15 protein-coding genes and 1 pseudogene are annotated in these 19727 nt (G+C 57.0%); 10 read left to right on the plus strand and 6 right to left on the minus strand.

Translation table 11 applies throughout. The features are described 5' to 3' along the window. The first annotated feature begins 148 nt into the window (after positions 1 to 148). Complete coding sequence (fumC, locus tag BRD58_RS08975; RefSeq protein ID WP_015461472.1) at positions 149 to 1552, plus strand: class II fumarate hydratase; 1404 nt, start codon at positions 149 to 151, stop codon at positions 1550 to 1552. Between the two features lie 18 nt (positions 1553 to 1570). Here the strand turns inward: fumC and tus are convergent, their stop codons facing one another. Both tus and BRD58_RS08985 read right to left on the minus strand, forming a co-directional pair. Beyond that, a complete protein-coding gene (tus, locus tag BRD58_RS08980) occupies positions 1571 to 2509 on the minus strand; it encodes a DNA replication terminus site-binding protein (protein ID WP_069578619.1) in 939 nt (312 codons plus the stop codon). Between the two features lie 595 nt (positions 2510 to 3104). After that, positions 3105 to 4325 (minus strand): MFS transporter, encoded by a 1221-nt coding sequence (locus BRD58_RS08985; protein WP_225857743.1) that lies wholly within the window; start codon positions 4323 to 4325, stop codon positions 3105 to 3107. Between the two features lie 219 nt (positions 4326 to 4544). On the opposite strand from BRD58_RS08985, the gene BRD58_RS08990 reads away from it, so the two are divergent. The 3 genes from BRD58_RS08990 (at position 4545) to bioD (ending at position 7717) form a co-directional block, all read left to right on the plus strand. After that, a complete protein-coding gene (locus BRD58_RS08990; RefSeq protein ID WP_041692854.1) occupies positions 4545 to 5486 on the plus strand; it encodes a LysR family transcriptional regulator in 942 nt (313 codons plus the stop codon). Positions 5487 to 5601: 115 nt separating this feature from the next. Further along, positions 5602 to 6825: a sugar metabolism global transcriptional regulator Mlc gene (gene mlc, locus BRD58_RS08995; RefSeq protein ID WP_012848555.1), complete on the plus strand. Its 1224-nt coding sequence runs from the start codon at positions 5602 to 5604 to the stop codon at positions 6823 to 6825. A 226-nt stretch (positions 6826 to 7051) separates the two neighbouring features. Continuing rightward, positions 7052 to 7717, plus strand: a complete 666-nt coding sequence (bioD, locus tag BRD58_RS09000; protein ID WP_012848556.1) for a dethiobiotin synthase — start codon at positions 7052 to 7054, stop codon at positions 7715 to 7717. Between the two features lie 73 nt (positions 7718 to 7790). On the opposite strand, the gene BRD58_RS09005 is transcribed toward bioD, so the two are convergent. Next, positions 7791 to 9254, minus strand: a complete 1464-nt coding sequence (locus tag BRD58_RS09005) for a cytochrome-c peroxidase (RefSeq protein ID WP_069578621.1) — start codon at positions 9252 to 9254, stop codon at positions 7791 to 7793. A gap of 740 nt (positions 9255 to 9994) precedes the next feature. Between BRD58_RS09005 and BRD58_RS09010 the strand changes: the two genes are divergently transcribed. The 5 genes and pseudogenes from BRD58_RS09010 (at position 9995) to BRD58_RS09030 (ending at position 16939) form a co-directional block, all read left to right on the plus strand. Further along, the gene (locus BRD58_RS09010) at positions 9995 to 10519 is read left to right on the plus strand and encodes a CAT RNA binding domain-containing protein (RefSeq protein WP_052219211.1); all 525 of its coding nucleotides are present in this window, start codon (positions 9995 to 9997) and stop codon (positions 10517 to 10519) included. Positions 10520 to 10815: 296 nt separating this feature from the next. Beyond that, positions 10816 to 12213: pseudogene (locus BRD58_RS09015) on the plus strand (PTS transporter subunit EIIC); the annotation flags it as partial. Positions 12214 to 12364: 151 nt separating this feature from the next. Next, on the plus strand, positions 12365 to 13768 hold the full coding sequence (locus tag BRD58_RS09020) for a glycoside hydrolase family 1 protein (protein WP_069579648.1): 1404 nt from the start codon (positions 12365 to 12367) through the stop codon (positions 13766 to 13768). 203 nt (positions 13769 to 13971) lie between these two features. Further along, positions 13972 to 15363, plus strand: a complete 1392-nt coding sequence (locus tag BRD58_RS09025; RefSeq protein WP_034168081.1) for a carbohydrate porin — start codon at positions 13972 to 13974, stop codon at positions 15361 to 15363. A 94-nt stretch (positions 15364 to 15457) separates the two neighbouring features. Continuing rightward, a complete protein-coding gene (locus tag BRD58_RS09030) occupies positions 15458 to 16939 on the plus strand; it encodes an MDR family MFS transporter (protein WP_073382436.1) in 1482 nt (493 codons plus the stop codon). A gap of 28 nt (positions 16940 to 16967) precedes the next feature. Here BRD58_RS09030 and BRD58_RS09035 read toward each other — a convergent pair whose 3' ends face one another. From BRD58_RS09035 to ydfG, 3 genes are all read right to left on the minus strand, one after another. After that, the gene (locus tag BRD58_RS09035) at positions 16968 to 17240 is read right to left on the minus strand and encodes a DUF1161 domain-containing protein (RefSeq protein ID WP_012848564.1); all 273 of its coding nucleotides are present in this window, start codon (positions 17238 to 17240) and stop codon (positions 16968 to 16970) included. Positions 17241 to 17254: 14 nt separating this feature from the next. Further along, on the minus strand, positions 17255 to 17590 hold the full coding sequence (locus tag BRD58_RS09040; protein WP_015461484.1) for a DUF1283 family protein: 336 nt from the start codon (positions 17588 to 17590) through the stop codon (positions 17255 to 17257). Positions 17591 to 17724: 134 nt separating this feature from the next. Continuing rightward, positions 17725 to 18474 (minus strand): bifunctional NADP-dependent 3-hydroxy acid dehydrogenase/3-hydroxypropionate dehydrogenase YdfG, encoded by a 750-nt coding sequence (ydfG, locus tag BRD58_RS09045; protein WP_015461485.1) that lies wholly within the window; start codon positions 18472 to 18474, stop codon positions 17725 to 17727. Positions 18475 to 18740: 266 nt separating this feature from the next. On the opposite strand from ydfG, the gene wzzB reads away from it, so the two are divergent. Beyond that, positions 18741 to 19694, plus strand: coding sequence for an LPS O-antigen chain length determinant protein WzzB (wzzB, locus tag BRD58_RS09050; protein ID WP_069578623.1), 954 nt, complete (start codon positions 18741 to 18743; stop codon positions 19692 to 19694). Positions 19695 to 19727 lie beyond the last annotated feature (33 nt).

Genomic DNA, 19727 nt, shown 5'->3' on the forward strand with positions numbered 1-19727 from the left:
GGAACAGCCCCCGCCTCGGCAAGGGGATTGATCATCTAAATGGCGAAGGCATTCACAATGAGGTCATTGATAAGGAAGTATACTGAAAAAACAGCGATTAATTTTTCACCGCGCGGGCGATGGGCCAACGGAAAATCGAGGAGAGACGATGACGGCGATGCGTATAGAGAGCGACGCGATGGGACAGGTGAAGGTTCCTCAGGAACGGATGTGGGGCGCCCAGACGCAGCGCTCTCTGGCGCATTTCCGTATCTCGGTAGAAAAGATGCCGCCGGCGCTGATTACGGCGCTGGCGCTGGTCAAGCTGTGCGCCGCGCGCGTCAACAGAGAGGCCGGGCGCCTGACGCCGGAGAAGGCGGACGCCATTATGCTGGCGGCGCAGGAGGTTATCGACGGTCAGCGCGCCGGGGAGTTTCCGCTGTCGGTCTGGCAGACGGGATCCGGTACGCAGACCAATATGAATATGAACGAAGTGCTGGCGAACCGGGCCAGTGAGCTGCTGGGGGGGGTCCGCGGCGAGCAGCGGTTGGTGCATCCCAATGATGACGTCAATAGTGCCCAAAGCTCCAACGATGTGTTTCCAACGGCGATGCACGTGGCGACGGTGCTGGGCATTGAACGCGATCTGCTGCCGCGGATCGCCCAACTGAGCGATACCCTGCGGCATAAGGCGCAGTGCTTCGCCTCCATTGTGAAGATTGGACGCACCCATCTGCAGGATGCCACGCCGCTGACGCTGGGGCAGGAGATCTCCGGCTGGGTGGCGATGCTGGAGCATAGCGGGCAACATATCCGCCACGCGCTGCCGCACCTGTACGAGCTGGCGCTGGGGGGAACGGCGGTCGGAACCGGGCTGAATACGCCGCCGGGCTTTGCCCAGCGCGTCGCCGCGCAGATCGCCGAACAGAGCGGTCTGCCGTTCGTCAGCGCCCCCAATAAGTTCGAGGCGCTGGCGACCTGTGATGCCCTGGTGCAGGGACACGGTGCGCTGAAGGGGCTGGCCTGCTCCCTGATGAAGATAGCCAACGACGTGCGCTGGCTGGCCTCTGGGCCTCGCTGTGGGATAGGGGAGCTGAGGCTGCCGGAGAATGAGCCGGGCAGCTCCATCATGCCCGGGAAGGTCAACCCGACGCAGTGTGAGGCGCTGACCATGGTGTGCGCGCAGGTGCTGGGGAATGATACGGCGGTGAATATCGGCGGCGCCTCCGGTAACTTTGAGCTGAATGTCTTTCGTCCGCTGGTGATCCACAATGTCTTACAGTCGCTGCGCCTGTTAGCCGACGGTATGGAGAGCTTTAACCAGCACTGTGCGCAGGGACTGATGCCGAATCGGGAGCGTATCGATGAACTGCTGCAGCGTTCGCTGATGCTGGTGACGGCGTTGGCCCCGCACATCGGCTACGATCGGGCGGCAGAGATCGCCAAGAGGGCGCACCGAGAGGGGACGACGCTGCGGGAGGCGGCGCTGGCGCTCGGCTACGTTAGCGCGCAGGCGTTTGACCAATGGGTTCAACCCGCGCAGATGGTGGGGAGTGTCGCACAGGGCGACTGATTTGTGACAATGTCACGCTTAGTTTCCCTGCCCATCGACCTCACGGTACAGGTGCAGCCGGGGGATCAGCGGGATCAGCTGCTTGGCCCGCGGGCGATGGCGCAGCGCGATGTTATCGGCGTCGTAGTCGGCCAGGGTGCCGATGCGCGGCGCCAGCTCGGCGGATTCGCACAGCGCGATCAGCGGCATGCTGCACGGGTGCTGCACCTGACGCTGGATGGCGCTGTACCACACGCGGGCAATCGGCTGAACCTTGACCGGACGACGAATTTTGAGTTTGACATCCTCGGGCAGCGCCAGCAGGGTATCTCGCTCCTGCAGAATGCGCTGCGTCCACTGCTCGCGGGTATAGGGGGCGACGGCGCGCCCGGCGCGCAGGCTCTTGTCCAGGCGCGTCAGCACCTCGGCGCGACTGAGATTATTGATCACCTGCTTGTTTGCCCAGCCGAAGCCGACGCTGCTGGGGTCGTCCAGTAGCGTCAGGGTGCGGTAGGCGCTGAGGGTCAACAGTCCTTTGAGCTGGCGGTGGACAAATTCAAAACGCTGCTCCGGCGGCAGGCCGGTCTCCACGGCGATGATCTGCTCCAGCTGCCGTTTGTAGCGGTTGACCCGCTCGATCGCGTCGCGCAGCGCGCTGCGCTGTGAGGGGGTGGCCTGATAGCACAGCACGCCGGGCAGGCGTACCGCGGCCTTGCTGCTGACGTGCTGGCTGTGGTGGTGGAGGAAGAGGCGGCGAAAGTGGCGGCGTCCGGCGTCAAAGGCCTCGTCGGCGGCGCAGGGGGTGACGGCGATGCGGCGGATCTCCTCATGCTCTTTGCCTTTTTCTATCTCCGGCAGCGCAAAGATTTGCGCCTGCAGCGGAGTGAGGGCGGCCAGCTGGTGGTCGGTATGAGCGAGCGCCTCCTCCAGTTGACGGAAGCAGAGATGAAGTCGTTCGATGACGCTGCTGGTGGACATAAAGAAGACAAGCCCTTATTAGTTACAACATACATTTGACTATGACACACCGCGCCATCTGCGGCAACGCATTTTCCCCTTACCCTCGTATGAACGGTGAGCAACGTAAGCCAACCAGGATGACGGCGCCTCGACGGGCGGGGATGAACTCAGACTTTGGTGCCGGGAGCGGCGGGCTAAAATACGTAGGATGACGCGTACCGATAGGTGTAGAGGGGCTTAGATGAAGGGGACTCCCCGGACTGACGGTTTCCCCTGGCCTTGTGGGTAACCAATGCCCACGTCACGCTCTGAGCAGACCGCCACCGCGGGTGTCTTGAGGCGGTATCGATATCCACAAATTATCCAGAATGATAGCTTTCCTGCTTTCGTTGGATCAGAGGCGGCGGGAGGACGTAAATTTTTGTGCAAGGGCTCGGCGACTCGCCCCGGCGTTAATACGTGTCGTCACCGTAGGTAGCCGTTCTTCACTCCGTGCTGAAGCAGGGACAATGCGCTTTCCGGCTACATTGGCCCTCGCAATACCTGAGCCGGTGCGCTTGCGTCTCAAGTAACCGATCTCGCCGAGCCGCCCTTTGGCCGCCCGGCGAGGGCGTTATGAGAGGGGAGCGGCTTCAGGAAGACGCTGCAGCCGCCGGCCCAGCAGCCAGGCGAGCAGCAGCATGACGACCAGGAAGATGACGATACCGTTCCAACCGTGGCTGTGCCAGAACACTCCGCCCAGCGTCCCGGCGACGCTGGAGCCGACGTAGTAGCTGAACAAATAGAGCGAGGAGGCCTGACCTTTGGCCCGGCGCGCTCGGCGTCCGATCCAGCTGCTGGCCACCGAGTGGGCGGCGAAGAAGCCGGTGGTAAACAGCACCATGCCAATAAACACCAGCCACAGCGCGGAGAAGGCGGTGATCAGCAGCCCCAGCAGCATAATGATGATCGCGACGCTCAGCACCGGGCCCCGGCCAAAGCGCGCGGTCATCGCCCCGGCCTTGGGCGAGCTGTAGGTGCCGCTGATATAGACCAGTGACAGTACGCCGACGATAGCCTGGCTAAGGTAATAGGGCGAGGCCAGCAGGCGGTAGCCAATGTAGTTAAACAGCGTGACAAAGCTGCCCATCAGCAGGAAGCCTTCGGCGAACAGCAGCGGAAGCCCCCGATCGTGGCAGTGCAGGCGCAGATTGAGCAGCAGGTTGCGCGGGCGCAGAGAGGTCGGGCGAAAATGGCGCGAGGGCGGCAGGATCTTCCAGAACATCAGCGCGCCGCACAGCGCAAATAGCCCGATAACGGCCAGGGTGGCCCGCCAGGAAAAGTAGTCCGTCAGGACGCCGCTGATCAGTCGGCCGCTCATGCCGCCGATCGAGTTTCCGCTGATGTACAGCCCCATGGAGAACGCGACTACCGAAGGATCCATCTCTTCGCTGAGATAGGTCATGGCCACGGCCGCGACGCCGCTCAGGGCTAGCCCCACCAGGGCTCGCATCACCAGAATGGCATCCCAGCTGCTCATCAGGGCGCAGATCAGGGTACAGATCGCCGCCAGCAGCAGCGCCGTGACCATGACATTTTTACGTCCGATGGCATCGGAGAGCGGGCCGGTAAACAGCAGCCCGATGGCCAACATGGCGGTGGACACCGACAGCGATAGGCTGCTGGTCGCCGGCGTGATGGCGAAATCCTGCGATAGCACCGGCAGGATGGGCTGTACGCAGTACAGCAGGGCAAAGGTGGCCAGCCCCGCTGAAAACAGGGCCAGCGTGACCCGCTTAAAATCGGGGCGGTCGCGGGTGATAAAAGGGGGTTTACCAGTAAGGCCATCGCTGATGGCGGTGGATGCCGGAGAGACGGTATCCGGCGCGGCTTCAGCCGGGGAGGTATTCACACAATATCCTTGTACGGGGCACACAGAGAGTCAGCGTAGGCCGCATCACGATCTGCGATGTCGACGCGGAACTAGGCTGCATGATAGCGAGCATAGAATTACGCCTGCTGAATGTCTAATATATTAATAAGAACCAATAATATATTTAAAGTATCAATGGCCATGCGCATCGAAATTCGTCATCTAAAGTACTTTATCGCCGTTGCCGAGGAGCGACATTTCAACCGGGCGGCGGAGCGGCTGAATATCTCCCAGCCGCCGCTGAGCCAGCAGATCCAGGCGCTGGAGCGTGAGCTGGGCGCCTGTCTGCTGATGCGCACCAACCGCAGCGTCAGTCTGACGCAGGCGGGGAGCCTTTTTCTGAAAGAGTGCTATGCCATCGTTGGCCAGCTGGAGCAGGCGGCAGAAAAGGCGGCTCGAGCACATCGAGGGGAGACCGGGGATCTGACCATTGGCTTTACCTCCTCGGTCCCCTTTATTCCCCGGGTGGCGCACAGCCTATTCGCCTACCGCCATCGCTATCCGCAGGTGCATCTGCAAATGCGCGAGCTCAATACCAAGCAGCAGATCGAACCGTTGGTTGAGGGAAAGCTGGACATCGGCATCTTGCGCAATACCCAACTGCCCGGCGTGCTGACGCACCGGGTGCTGCAGCGCGAGCCGCTGGTTGCGGTTTTACACCGTCATCATCCTTTGGCGCAGCGGGGGCAGGCGCTGAAGTTCTGCGACTTGGCCGACCAACCCTTTGTCTTTTTTTCCCGCGGCGATGGTACGGCGCTGTACGATGAACTGCTGTCGCTGCTGAAGAGGGCCGGCATTGTGCCGTATATTACGCAGGAGGTCGGCGAGGCGATGACGATCGTCGGACTGATCTCGGCGGGGCTGGGCGTCTCTATTCTGCCGGCCTCCTATACCCGTATTCAGGTGGACGGTGTGTGTTATCGCGCATTGGATGAGCCCGACGCCTATACCGAGGTGTGGCTCGCCTACCACCGCCAGCGTCCGCTGAGCGCACAGGCCAATGCGCTGATCGCGCTGCTGACCGCGCCATCCTCCGACGCCATGGTGGCGCCAGCCATGCTGGAAAACCCACCGAATGGGTAAGTATTTGTGCACTTAATCACATAACTAATCAAATGGTTGACGCCTTTTTGTAAAATACCCACCATACCCGGTAAGATTTATTTTGAAGCGCGAAAAATAACTGGGAGTAGCAGTAGTGATTGCTGACGGTCAGCCGGGGCATATTGATCAAATCAAGCAGATAAATGCTGGGGCGGTTTACCGCCTTATCGATCGTTTTGGCCCCATTTCGCGCATTGAGCTTTCAAAACGCGCACAGCTGGCTCCCGCCAGTATCACCAAAATCGTGCGTGAGCTGCTTGAGGCTCACCTGGTGCAGGAGACGGAGTTCCAGGAGCCCGGCAGCCGCGGGCGTCCTGCCGTGGGGCTTACGCTGGATACCGCCTCTTGGCACTATCTGTGCGTGCGGATTGGGCTGGGCACCATGACGCTGGCGCTGCGCGATCTGAGCGGGGCGCTGGTCGCCGAAGATGAGCTCGCGCTGCCGGCGCAGGGGGAACTGCCGCTGCTGACCCGCATCGTGACCGAGATCGATCTGTTTTTTACCCGCCACCAGCATCAGTTAGAGCGTCTGACGGCGATTGCCATCACGCTGCCGGGGTTAATCAACGCCGCCCAAGGGATCGTACACCGGATGCCGTACTATGCCGAGGTGCGTGACATGGCGCTGAGCGCCGAACTCTCGCGCCATACTGGGTTGCCGGTATATCTGCAGCATGACGTTTGCGCCTGGACCATGGCCGAATCGCTGTTTGGCGCCGGCGCGGGCTGTGCCAACCTGATTCAGATTGTCATTGACCATAACGTGGGCGCCGGCGTGATCAGCGAAGGGCGTCTGCTGAACGGGAGCCGTCAAAGTCTGGTTGAAATAGGGCATACCCAGGTCGATCCCTATGGTAAGCAGTGCTACTGCGGAAACCATGGCTGTCTGGAGACGATTGCCGGGCTGGGCAATATACTGACGCTGGCGCAGCAGCGCCTCGCGCTGTCGCCGTCGTCACAGCTGCACGCGGTCAGCCCGCTGAACATTGAGGCGCTGTGTCAGGCCGCGCTGCAGGGAGATCAGCTGGGGCGGGACTTGATCAATAGCGTCGGCCATAGCGTAGGCCGCATCGCGGCGGTGATGGTTAACCTGTTTAACCCGGAGAAAATCCTGATAGGCTCACCGCTAAACCAGGCCGCAGAGGTCTTGTTCCCCTCCATTGCCAGCGCAATTCGGCAGCAGGCGCTGCCCCATTACACCCAGCATCTGTCGGTTGAAGCCAGCCATTTCCACCATCATGGTACAATGCCTGCCGCTGCGTTGGTCAAAGAAGCGCTGTATAACGGTTCGCTGCTGGTACAGCTGCTGCAAGGGTAATTGTTCGCTTTTGTTTGCCGAGTTGTTACTCATTTCCCGTGAATTCGCGCGGTGGGTAAGAAAATGATCCGCGCGATAAATAAAAATTTGAGCTAACGCAAGCCGCGTGAGAAGCGCTTCGCCTAGACTTTCTGGTTTATTGGCGATCGCGGGCACACAGCATACTTCCGGTCAGATCGTTCTGCTTTTCTATTATTAATCGGAGTCTCTCCGGAGTAATTATTCCATGTTAAAACGCGTATTCGTTACGGGAACCGACACCGAGGTGGGTAAAACGGTGGCTTCTCGTGCGTTATTACAAGCTATTCAGGCGGCTGGGCACAGTGCGGTGGGGTATAAACCTATCGCCGTAGGCAGTGATGAGACCCCGCAGGGGCTCCGCAATCGAGATGCCGTCACGCTGCTCAACGCGTCCTCCATGGCGCTAAGCTATGACGAGGTCAATCCTGTCACCCTGCGCGAAGAGATAGCTAATGCCTATACCGGTGAGGCGCTGGACTACGGCGCTATGAGCCGTGGACTACAGCATCTGAGTGCCAAGTCGCAGCATGTCGTGGTGCAGGGAACCGGCGGCTGGCGGGTATTGATGCAGGATTTACGCCCGCTCTCCGAATGGGTTGTGCAGGAGCAGCTCCCGGTGATCCTGGTGGTAGGGATTAAGCTGGGCTGTATCAGCCATGCCATCTTGACCGCCCAGGCCATTATTAATGATGGCCTGCCGTTTGTCGGCTGGATTGCAAACCGGATTAACCCCGGCCTGTCGCACTATGCTGAAACCATTGATGCTCTGAGGCAGAAGCTGCCGGCGCCGCAGCTGGGAGAGATTCCCTATCTGTACCGCCCAGAGGAAAAAGCGCTGGCACGCTATATCGATTTGTCCGCGCTGGACTGACGCCGCGCGCGGAGAGCAGACGTTACTAAAACGGGCGTGCACTGTGCACGCCCGTTTGCTTTTACCTCAACGGCTACGGATGGGCCGTCTCCGTCGTTGGCGTCGCCGGAGCTTCTGCGGCGGCCGTGTTCATCGGGTACGGCGTATAGACACCGTTCAGGCTCTTCAGGAAGGCCACGATATCGTCGACATCGCTTTGCGGCAGGGTGACGCCGACCTGATAGCGCAGCATCTGCTTCACAGCCTCATCCAGCGTCTGCACATCGCCACGGTGGAAGTAGGGCCCGGTCAGCTCAACGTTACGCAGCGTCGGTACCTTCTGGCGCAGCTTATCGCGCAGATCCTGGGTGACGTTCATCCGACCGATGTCCGCGCTGGTCATTTCGCCAAACGGATATGCCTTGATCAGCCCGAGTGGCTCGTAAGACTCTCCCCCCATGGCCACGCCGGCGTGGCAGGTTGCGCAGCGGTTATCTTTAAATAGCTGATAGCCACGCTGCTGCTGGGTCGTGAGCGCGCTGCTATCGCCGCGCAGGTAGCGGTCAAACGCGGAGTTTGGCGTAATCAGGGTCCTCTCAAACTCGGCGATGGCGTCAGTGATGGTTTTTCCACTGAAGCCCTGCGGATATACCTTGAGGAACGCCTGCTTAAATGCCTGATCTTGATTCAGCTTATCGATGATCTGCTCCCACGATGTGGACGCCATCTCGATCGGATTCAGCGGTGGCCCACCGGCCTGATCCTGCAGGGTTGCCGCACGTCCATCCCAGAACTGGGCGATGTTGAACGCAGAGTTAAACACCGTTGGCGCGTTGATGGGGCCAACCTGGTCATCGACGCCGAGCGATGTTTTCCGCCCATCGACGCCACCGGCGCCCAGCTGGTGACAGTGGGCGCAGGCCACGGTGTCATTGCTGGATAAGCGCGGATCGTGGTACAGACGGAATCCCAGCGCGACTTTTTCTGCGTTGACCGGTAAAGACTCAGGGATCGGCTGTATCGGCTCATTGCGCAGCGAGGGCGCCATATCCGGCGTTGCATAGTATTTTTGACGCTGCTCATCCACCCACGTCAGCAGCGTATCGCGATCGGCCTGCGACATCCGACCGGCCCAGTGCATCGCGGTATAGCGGGTTGGCGGCATGGTTTGATGCTGAACCACCCATTCCAGCTTATTGAGATCCGTCAGGGTCGGTGGTTGGCCGCTGGCGGTTTTCCACGGGGAGGGCTTCAGCAGACTTTCGCGCAGGGGAGTCAGGTTGAACGCCTTATATCCCTGATACATGTCATACTCCATCAGCTGTTTCACGCCGGGAACGCTGGCGTAAAACGGCAAATTAGCCGATGGTGTATGGCAGTAGTCACAGCCTTTTTCGCTCAGTATCCCCAATACCTGCGCATTAAGCGGTGAACTTGCCGGTTCACTCGGTACGGTATTACGCTGTTTGTCATGATTATAGACATAGCCGACCAACCCTAAGTAGCAGGCGAGACCGGCAATGACGATGCCTCCCGCCCATTTCGTTATTTTTTTCATTGTTACAAAACTCCTTTTGAGAGTGTCAATACGGCTGCGGAGGCAGCCGACAAATGTCGGCGAACCGACGCGCCCATAGTGCAGGGTGGTCTCGCGTCGATATTTGATAAGTGTCAACGATAGATGCAGGGATAACCTATCATTAAGATAGGAATCGACAATTAAGCGCGTTTTATTAGATGTATATACTGCCTTTTAGGCCGGATTTGGCGATTAATTTATATATTACAGGGTAATACTATCTGTTTCTGACAGATGATCTGTACTCGACGCCATCGGCTGGACGACCGTGTGGCGAGAGGCACCGGCGCTGACGCCGCGGCGATCGCATCGTCAGTGAACGCCGGCTTATTATGCGTTGGTTGGATAGAGAGATTACGCCGATAATGAATTCCCTTTCACCATACTTAATTGCATTATGATTATCTCTGTTGATATAGGTCGGCGCGGTGATCGCCAACCATAGCCGCATCGCTTTTACAATACAGAGATTTATTTAATTTATGAGTTATTGGGGAAGTATTAAGGTGACGCTAATATAGCGATAAATTACCCATCGGCTTCACACTTTTTTATTAAGCCGGTTGAAGTTATTATAGGTGCAATTACAATACTAAAACACTGGATTGTTACTGCACCTGCAGGCAAAACCTGATCGTTGGCGATGACGTCAAAGGTCAGGTTTTTTTTGTCTTGTCGCCGTGCCGGCCTATCGACGGCGGCGGGAGCGCGCCCGGGGGATGATGATGCGCATTGCCAAAATCCTGAATAATAATGTGGTGCTGGCGCTGGATAGCCGGCAGCGCGAGCTGGTGATGATGGGGCGAGGCCTTGCTTTTCATCAGTGCGTAGGGGATATCCTGGATGAGGGTAGAATAGAGAAAATCTTTGCGCTTCAGTGTAATAGACTAAGCTGCAGACCTCATGACATGATTCTACACCTTCCCCTGGATGCTATAGCCACCTGCGAGCGCATTATTTTATCGGTTTATACTGGCCAGGGTAAATTGCAGGCCGGGCTCGCCAGCGCCTTGGCAGAGTACTGCTATTGCGCCATTGAGCGACATCGGCGAGGGGCCGTTATTCACAATGCACTTTTACGGGAAATTATCGGGCGCTATCCGCGTGAGTTCGCGCTGGGACTGCAGGTGAAATCGCTGATCACCCAATATTTTAGTCTAGCGCTTAGCCATGATGAGGTCGGGTTTATTGCGCTGCACTTTGTCATGGCGCGATTAAATAGCCATGGCGCCACGGGCCATTAATGACTGCGGTCGTACTCAGGCTTTGCCGAGAATAACGCGCCCGCGGCGATCGTCTCTGCAGCGCCGCGCCGTCAATGGGCCTGCGTGTTTATCCGGCGCACGCTGTGCGTATGGGGTCCGATAAATAAATCCACCAGCGAGGGGCTGCTTTTTTTACGCATTATTATAGCGCGGGGCAGAGAAAACGGTTCGTGACTGGATTGCGACTGCATAAGGCAGGCAAAACCTGAGCGTGACGTCGGGTAAGACGTCGTCCTCAGGTTTTTTTATTTGAACCATCGGCACAGGGGAACGCTATGGATAGCCAACGTGGGGCGCCGCATGCGCAGTATCAGGCGCTGGCGCAAGATATTTTGCATTTGATTGGCGGCAAAGAGAATGTGGCAAGCCTACTGCACTGCGCGACGCGTCTGCGCTTTCGATTAAACGATCCCGCGTTGGCCGATGCGGAAGGCGTGAAAGCGTGCCCCGGCATTATTACGGTTGTAGAAAGCGGCGGCCAGTTTCAGGTGGTGATCGGCAACCATGTGCATGATGTTTGGCTAGCGGTACTCCATGCGAGTGGGCAGGGAGAAGATGATGCGCCTTCGTCGCCGGGCGGAAATAGCACCGTGATGGGGAAAGCGATCGATATTGTCTCCGGTATCTTTACCCCCTTTATCGGTGTCTTAGCGGCGACGGGGATCGTGAAAGGGCTGCTGGCGCTGGCCGAAGTCTGCGGCTGGCTCAATCCCGCCGGCGCCACCTATAAAATCTGGTTTGCGGCGGGCGATGCACTGTTCTTCTTTTTCCCTCTGTTTCTTGGCTACAGCGCCGGGAAAAAATTTGGCGGCAATCCGTTTATTACCATGGCGATCGGCGCTGCGCTGCTGCATCCGCTGATGATTCGCGCCTTTGAGGCCAGCTTAGCGCCGGGGGCGGCCACGGAGTATTTTCTGGGGATCCCGGTCAGCTTTATTAACTACAGTTCATCGGTGATCCCTATCATTCTTGCCGCCTGGCTCAGCTGTTGGCTAGAGCGCCACTGCAGCCGATGGCTGCCGGCGGCGATGAAAAATTTCTTCACCCCGGCTATCTGTCTGTCGGTCGTCGTTCCGCTGACCTTTCTAATGATTGGACCGCTGGCGACCTGGCTGAGCCAGCTACTAGCGAATGGCTATCAGGCCGTTTATACATTAGCGCCGTGGATCGCGGGGGTTGTGCTCGGGGCGCTCTGGCAGGTTTGCGTGGTCTTTGGCCTGCACTGGGGGCTGGTGCCGCTCATGCTCAATAACATGGCCGTGGTGGGGCATGACTCTATGGCGCCGATGCTGATACCGGCGGTGATGGGACAGGTGGGGGCGGTGCTGGGGATCTTCCTGCGCACTCGCGATATTCAGCAGCGGGTTCTGGCGGGATCCGCGCTATCCGCCGGGATTTTTGGCATTACCGAGCCCGCTATCTATGGTCTGAATCTACCGCTGCGTCGTCCTTTTATCTTCGGCTGTATCGCTGGCGCTATTGGCGGCGGAATTGCCGGCTTCAGCGGGACGCAAATCTACTCTGTCGGCTTTGCCAATTTCTTCGCTATCGCACAGATGATCCCGCCTCAGGGCGTGGATGCGTCGGTCTGGGGGGGCGCCATCGGGATCTTCGCCGCGCTGTTTATCGCCTGTGGGCTGACCATGATGGCCGGGCTGCCGCGCGCGTCGGCCGAGGCTACGCGCTCAAGCGAGCAGATGAAGGCGACTGCGCACGCTGATGCGGATATTGAGCGGAATGCACCGCACAGGTAACTCAGCTGCGCCACGACGGTCGGCGTTAGTCCGCCGGGGCGCAGGATCACTCAATGCAAGGGGAAACATGATGCCAACATTTCCACCGGAGTTTTTATGGGGTGGCGCTATCGCTGCCAATCAGGTCGAGGGCGCCTATCTGGAGGAGGGAAAAGGACTTTCCACCTCAGATATCCAGCCCTACGGCGTGCTGGGGAAGATGGTCGACCGTACGCTGGGCGGCAGCGGGATTAAAGATATCGCCATCGATTTTTACCACCGCTATCCGCAGGATATTGCGCTGTTTGCCGAGATGGGATTTACCTGCCTGCGCATTTCCATTGCCTGGACGCGGATTTTTCCACGGGGCGACGATGCTGAGCCAAACGAAGCCGGACTGGCCTTCTACGACAGGCTATTTAGCGAGCTGGAAAAGTATCACATCGCGCCAATTGTGACACTGTCACATTATGAGATGCCGTGGGCACTGGTCGAAAACTACGGCGGCTGGCGCAGCCGCAGGGTGATCGCGTACTTTGAACGCTATGCCAGAACGGTTTTTACGCGCTATCGGGATAGGGTGAAGCTGTGGCTCACCTTTAATGAGATCAATATGTCCTTACATGCGCCGTTAACCGGGGTTGGCCTCCGCGGAGAGTGCGCCGAGGCCGATGTATATCAGGCGATTCATCATCAGCTGGTCGCCAGCGCCTTAGCGGTTAAAGCCTGCCATGAGATTATTCCCGACGCTAAGATAGGCAATATGCTGTTGGGGGCCTTAATGTATCCTCTGACCTGTAGGCCTGAAGATATCCTTAACGCGCTACACGCCAACCATCGCTGGCAATTTTTTGCGGACGTCCAGTGTCGCGGTACATATCCCGGCCATCTATTACGCTATTTACGCGAGCGCGATATTACGCTGGAGATAACCGACGCCGATCGCGCGATACTCGCCTACACCGTCGACTTTATCTCTTTCAGCTATTACATGACCGGCTGTGTCTCTGCCGACGAGCGGCTATATGAAGCATCATCCTCAAATATTTTCAACATGATCCCTAATCCGCATCTTCGCGCGTCGGAGTGGGGGTGGCAGATCGATCCACTGGGTCTACGGACATTGCTGAATATGCTTTGGGATTGCTATCAGAAACCGCTCTTTATCGTTGAAAATGGCTTAGGGGCGAAGGATTACGTTGAGGCGGATGGCCACATTCATGATGATTATCGTATTAGCTACTTAAACGATCACCTCGTGCAGGTGAGTGAGGCTATCGAGGATGGTGTGGCGGTGATGGGATATACCTGCTGGGGACCGATCGATCTGGTCAGTGCATCAACGGGGGAGATGTCAAAGCGCTATGGGTTTATTTATGTCGATCGCGATGATGAGGGTAACGGTACGCTGGAGAGAATGCGTAAAGACAGCTTCTTTTGGTATGCCGATATTATTAAGAGCCATGGAATGACGCTGCGTAAGAAAGAGGAATGATGGCATTGAGGGGGGCCATTTTATTATTTTCCATGCGCAACTACGCGTTGCTATTTAACTTTTATTCGCGGAATGACGTTTTGCGGTATTGAACGATCCTGCAGTGGAGGTGGTTGCTATATCCGTAATTTACTCCGATAGCGTTGCGGCGCCGGTTCACTGCGTCGGTACAACGGCTTTATCTCGTCTATGAGGGATCTGCTATGAGCCAAGGAAATAAGCTAAAGGCAAAAATATTGATAATCTTATCGGCGCTGTATTCGGGGGCTCTACTGGCCTCATCGCCTTCCGTCGAGCAGCGTCTGGATGCGCTGGAGAAACAGGAGGCCGAGCGCCAGCGGGCGGCTGCGTCGCCGAGTGATGATCTGTGGCTCCGCTACAGCGGTTACTTTCGCGGCGGCTGGGCAAGCAGCAGCAGAGGCAGCCCGCGTCCCTATGCCGTTGGCTCCCTGGGGCGCTTGGGGAATGAGTATGGCGCCTGGTTTGATCTCCGCCTGGATAAGCGTGTTTACGCCAACCAAGGGAAAACGGTCAATGCGGTGGTACAGCTGGATGGTAACGTCAGCAACGCTTATACGACGGCCTGGTTTAATACGTTTGAAGACAATCTGCTGCAGTTTTCAAACCTGTATGTCACCACCACCGGCTTTATCCCGTTTATGCCGGAGACAACCTTTTGGGTGGGGAAAAATGCGCTGCCGTTCTATGAGATTCAGATGCTGGATTGGAAGGCCAACTGGGCCGTATCGGCGGGCGGCGTTGGCTTGGAGAATATAAAAGCAGGGCCTGGAAATATAGACGTTACGCTGCTGCGTCAGGATTTAAAGCTTTACGCTAGGGATTACAACACCAGTACGCCGGTGAATACCAACGCCATCGAGCTCCGCTATAAAGATATCCCGCTGTGGCATAATGCAACGCTGGATATTGCGGCCAGATACAACCTGGCTAATCGCAGTCACGCAGCCAAATCAAATGAATACTTCTCCATTCAGGATGCCTGGTTAGCCGCGGGAATCGTACGGCAGCGCTTTGAAAACGGCGGATTTAACGAGTTTGTTATTCAGGCAGCCAATAACTCTGTGGCCAGTGGCTTTATGAGTATCTCTGATGCCAATCCTCACTATGGCGACGGCGTGTATTATCACGGCGATCATAATAATGGCAACGCCTTTCGCCTAATCTCGCAGGGGGAGATGTACCTACACCCTAAAATCATCATGGCTAACGCATTGGTGTATGCATGGGGACACGATGTGTATAGCTATGCCAGCGGGGCGCATACCGATTTTGACTCATTCCGCGCCGTGTTACGTCCTGCATATATATGGAATGACTTTAACCAGAGCGGCGTTGAGGTCGGCTGGTTTAACCAGGTGAATCGGGCAAATCGCGGCCGCTATCATGAAGAGGGATATAAGATGACGCTATATCACGCGTTTAAAGTTGATACCAGCATGCTGCGCTCCCGTCCTGAAATTCGCTTCTATACGACCTGGATTAAGACGCTGCATAATGATATCTCACAGTTCTCTTTTGAGGATGAGCGTCCCGAGCAATTCAGCTTTGGGGTGCAGGCTGAAATTTGGTGGTAAGGGCTGCGGAAAGGCGCAGGCCAGGAAAGTAAGTGGGAATCGTCTTATCTCTCCGTGCTAGTATAGTCGCAGGATTTTCGACGACATAGGCCCTATGAGTACGGATACGACATCGATAAGCCCGAAGCGGGTACTGGTCTTGGCAGCCTGTATGCTTGCCACCTTTATGGCGGCGATTGAGGTAACGATTGTCTCTACCGCCATGCCAACCATCATTGCCGATTTGGGCGGCTTTTCCCTGCTGGGATGGGTATTTGCCGCCTATTTGCTGACACAGGCGATCTCTATCCCTATCTATGGGCGGTTAGCGGATCTGCATGGGCGCAAACGGATGTTTTATATCGGCGCCACGCTGTTTCTGCTGGGCTCGGTGCTCTGCGGCTTTGCCCACAGCATGCTGTGGCTGATCGCGTTCCGCGCGCTGCAGGGGGCCGGCGCCGGCGCGATTACGCCGATCGCCGTCACCATTATCGCCGACGTTTATGGCCCCCTTGAGCGTCCCCGAATTCAGGGATATATCTCCAGCGTCTGGGGCGTATCGGCGATCGTTGGGCCATTGATGGGGGCATTTATCGTCCAGCATTTCCACTGGTCTCTGGTCTTTTGGATCAATTTGCCCATTGGCTGTTGCGCGATGTATTTGCTATGGCGCTATTTTCCCGAACAGCGGCATCCGCGGCGCCATGCGCTGGATCTGGCCGGGACCGCCTGGCTCGCCATCGGCATTACCGCGCTGCTGCTGTCACTGCTGCAGGCCGAGTGGCTGGGGCGGTGGGTGCTGCTGCTGCTGGCCATCGCCGTGCTGAGCGGTTTTTTACTGTGGCGTCAGGAGCTGCGCGCGGCAGAGCCGCTGTTCCCGGCCGTACTCTGGCGGCAGCGCATTATGGTGGCCGGCAACATCGGCGGGCTGGTCGTTGGGGCCGCCATGATGGGTGTCGCCGCGTTTTTGCCCACCTATGTGCAGGGCGTTATGGGGTATTCGGCCCTGGAGGCCGGTACGACGCTGGCCCTGATGTCGATAGGTTGGCCTATCGCGAGCACGCTCAGCGGTCGGCTGATGGCCCATACCTCCTATCGCACCACGGCGCTGCTGGGCGCCCTGTTGCTGATTGCGGGAAGCCTATGTCTGCTGTGGCAGACCCCGCAGGGGAGCCTGTGGTGGGGGCGGATTTCGGCCTTTATCATTGGCGCGGCGATGGGAATGACCAATACCACCTTCCTGGTCTCGGTCCAAAACAGCGCGCCGCACGCCATGCGCGGTATCGCGACGGCCTGTACGGTGTTTACCCGTATGCTTGGCTCTGCGCTGGGCACCGCAATTCTTGGCGCGACGCTCAACCTGAATCTGGCCTGGCGTCTACCGCAGGTGAGCGATCCGGTACAGCGGCTGATGACCCTGCGGGCTCAGCCGGCGACGGAGGAGGTCGGCGCGCTACTGGCGCCGGTCGCGGCGTCGCTGCACGCGGTGTTTATTGCAGCGGCGCTATTGGCGTGGCTTGCCCTGTTGGCGGCATGGCTGATCCCGGCGGGGGCGGGGCTGCGCGAACGGATTGAAGAGATCGGGGATCATAAATAGCCTAGGCCGCCGTCGGCGGCCTAGGCGTTTAGCGTGGCGTCGCGTGGGCGCCAGGTTCGGCGCCGTCGGTACGGATATAGATAATTTTCTGTGTGTCGTTACCGCAGTGACCCACGACCTGACCGTTCGCCTGCTGTACCTGATCGTTGGGGACGATCTCCAGCGTAAAGGCGTCCTGCGGGACGCCGTTGGCTACGATCTTCTGGCTAATCTCATCCCGGATGGTTTCGCAGGAGGAGACGGCGGCATAAGAGAACAACGGTGCCAGGAGCAGGGCGGAGAATAAGATAGGTTTATGCATATGATACCTGTCAGTTAGGGAGTTAACGGACGCCCGCTCTGACGATCCAGGCAGCGGCGCGTCCCTGGTTCCCAGTAGGCGTTGACGTTCAAACTGCGCTCACAGCGCTCTCGCTGTTCGATGGCCCGATCGGCCTTATCAAACTCTTTCTCAACGTGCGTGTTGACCTTACTACGCAAAGGGCGGGTTTGGTCCCATTGCTCCCGCTGTTCACGCGCCTGCTCTTTGGTCAGCGAGTTGTCTTGTCCACCGCTGGAGCCAAAGACGCAGGTGCTGCCAGCCTCGCAGCTGGCGGCCTGCGCGGCACTTTGCCAACCGACGCCGCCGAGCAGTAGCAGCAGGGGAATCAAACGGACGAGTTGATGTCGTTTATCTATCTTCACAGTGTTGTCCTCAGCGAAATGCACTTTTCAGACCGCGCAGAGCGTCATTGATTCAATCTGCCATGATTTTCTCTATGACGCTATAGCCATTCGGCGAATGCCTATTCGCCGCGATAGACCGCCAGGGGTGAGAACGACTGGGAGACCGGCATCATCTCCATCGTATTGATATTGACGTGAGGGGGTAGCGTTGCCACCCAGAACACCGCCTCGGCGATATCGTCGGCGGTCAGGGCATGCGCATCTTGATAGGTACGGGTGACGCGCTGCTCGTCGCCTTTAAAGCGGACGCTGGAGAATTCGGTACCGCCGACCAGGCCGGGCTCAATGTCGCTTACCCGGATTCGGGTTCCGTGCAGATCGGCCCGCAGGCCAAGGCTGAACTGGCGGACAAAGGCCTTGGTCGCGCCATAGACATTGCCGCCGGCGTAGGGCCAGCTGCCCGCCGTTGAGCCGATATTGATAATATGACCCGCGTTGCGGGCGACCATTTCCGGCAGCAGGGCGCGAGTCATGTTCACGACGCCTTTGACGTTGGTGTCGATCATGGTTTCCCAGTCATCGATATCCGCCTGATGGGCGGGCTCCAGCCCCAGAGCCAATCCGGCGTTATTGACCAGCAGATCGATCGTGCGCTGCGCCGGCGTCAGGTGCGCGATCGCATCCTGGATAGCGGCCCGGTTGCGGACATCCAGCTGAACGACCGTCAGCGTATCGCCCAGTTCATCGCGTAGCGCCTCCAACCGCTCGAGGCGCCGTCCGGCGGCGATAACGTGGTGGCCATGGCGAATAAACTTACGGGCGATCGCCGCACCAAACCCGGCGGTAGCCCCGGTAATGAAAACGTTCATACTCACTCCCTCGCGTGTGGATAAATTTGATGCGCCTTTGCAACGTTTCACAACCGCCGACGTTACGCACCGTAATGGAACACTGTCTATCAGAATGCCAGAATTATCCTAATATGTAATCATGATAATAATTCGATACATATCATATTTTAAAATTCTATGTTTTTTATTCGTAATATACTACCTGTCTTATTAAAATCGAGATATTCTTAACAGGGATTTACGTTACTACGTATAAACATGCGACATATTAAGGACTATGCAAGATGCATGAAAAACCAGTAAACCATGTCAATGATGAGATCGATCTGCTTGATATCATTAGGCAGCTATGGCAAGGGAAAGTGATTGTTTTTTGTGTTTCAATCATGTTTCTCGCTATCGCTGGCCTTTATATCATGTTGACTACGCCAAAATGGACGGCGGAGTCAACGCTTTCGAAGCCTTATCTTAACCAATTGGCAAATTATCCCGCAGGGGTCATGCTGAGCCAGGTCTGGCCGATGAATGACGGGGATAACGCCCCCGTTATCGATGATGCTAAAATAACCGGCAATGTATTTAATACGTTTATCGCTATGGCTAATGCTCAAATTCTCTCCGGGATGGATATCAGTATTCGTCCCGGCACCACCGCCGAGACGTTTATTGTTTCCTCAACGGCAAACGATCCGGCATTGGCGAAGAAAAACTTGCAATCAGCCTTAATGTCGCTGAGTGATGATGCGCGTAAGCAGCTGGATGCGTTGATGTACAGTTCGCTACGTGAACGCGCTAATAGCTTGAAAATACAGATGCAGGCTCAGGAAAATAGCGCCAGGGCGCAGCGAGACTATCGCATTAGCGTGTTGAAAAATGCGCTACAGCTGGCGAACCAGATGAACATCCAACAGACCAAGCTTAACCCGGTATCCGGAGAAATATCTGATGATATGCTGTTTATGCTTGGCGTTCCAATCTTAAACACAATGATTGAGCATGAAAAAAACTTACCGCTGAAGTTTAACGCCAGCTATTTTGACATGCAGGAAATGTTTGATTCGATTAATGGATTCAAGCTCACTGAAGATAATTTATCCATATTCAATGCGACTAATATATCGGTGGATAAAGTAGGGCAAAAGCGTGCTTTAATTTTGGTCTTGTCCTTACTGCTGGGTGTGATTTTAAGCTGCGGGTATATCTTGTTGAGAAACGCACTGCGTAGCGCTAACAAATAATACCTATTTAAAAGGGCATGCCCATCGCGAGGG

It is taken from the genome of Edwardsiella piscicida (assembly GCF_001896205.1).
In the GTDB taxonomy this organism is placed as follows: domain Bacteria; phylum Pseudomonadota; class Gammaproteobacteria; order Enterobacterales; family Enterobacteriaceae; genus Edwardsiella; species Edwardsiella piscicida.

Bases quoted from the DNA above. Each gene is read 5' to 3' on its own strand.
- BRD58_RS09035 (WP_012848564.1), bottom strand. From the start codon at position 17,240: ATGCATAAACCTATCTTATTCTCCGCCCTGCTCCTGGCACCGTTGTTC.
- tus (WP_069578619.1), bottom strand. From the start codon at position 2,509: ATGTCCACCAGCAGCGTCATCGAACGACTTCATCTCTGCTTCCGTCAA.
- BRD58_RS09010 (WP_052219211.1), top strand. From the start codon at position 9,995: ATGATGATGCGCATTGCCAAAATCCTGAATAATAATGTGGTGCTGGCG.
- BRD58_RS09030 (WP_073382436.1), top strand. From the start codon at position 15,458: ATGAGTACGGATACGACATCGATAAGCCCGAAGCGGGTACTGGTCTTG.
- ydfG (WP_015461485.1), bottom strand. From the start codon at position 18,474: ATGAACGTTTTCATTACCGGGGCTACCGCCGGGTTTGGTGCGGCGATC.
- BRD58_RS09025 (WP_034168081.1), top strand. From the start codon at position 13,972: ATGAGCCAAGGAAATAAGCTAAAGGCAAAAATATTGATAATCTTATCG.
- bioD (WP_012848556.1), top strand. From the start codon at position 7,052: ATGTTAAAACGCGTATTCGTTACGGGAACCGACACCGAGGTGGGTAAA.
- fumC (WP_015461472.1), top strand. From the start codon at position 149: ATGACGGCGATGCGTATAGAGAGCGACGCGATGGGACAGGTGAAGGTT.
- BRD58_RS09020 (WP_069579648.1), top strand. From the start codon at position 12,365: ATGCCAACATTTCCACCGGAGTTTTTATGGGGTGGCGCTATCGCTGCC.
- BRD58_RS08990 (WP_041692854.1), top strand. From the start codon at position 4,545: ATGCGCATCGAAATTCGTCATCTAAAGTACTTTATCGCCGTTGCCGAG.
- wzzB (WP_069578623.1), top strand. From the start codon at position 18,741: ATGCATGAAAAACCAGTAAACCATGTCAATGATGAGATCGATCTGCTT.
- BRD58_RS09005 (WP_069578621.1), bottom strand. From the start codon at position 9,254: ATGAAAAAAATAACGAAATGGGCGGGAGGCATCGTCATTGCCGGTCTC.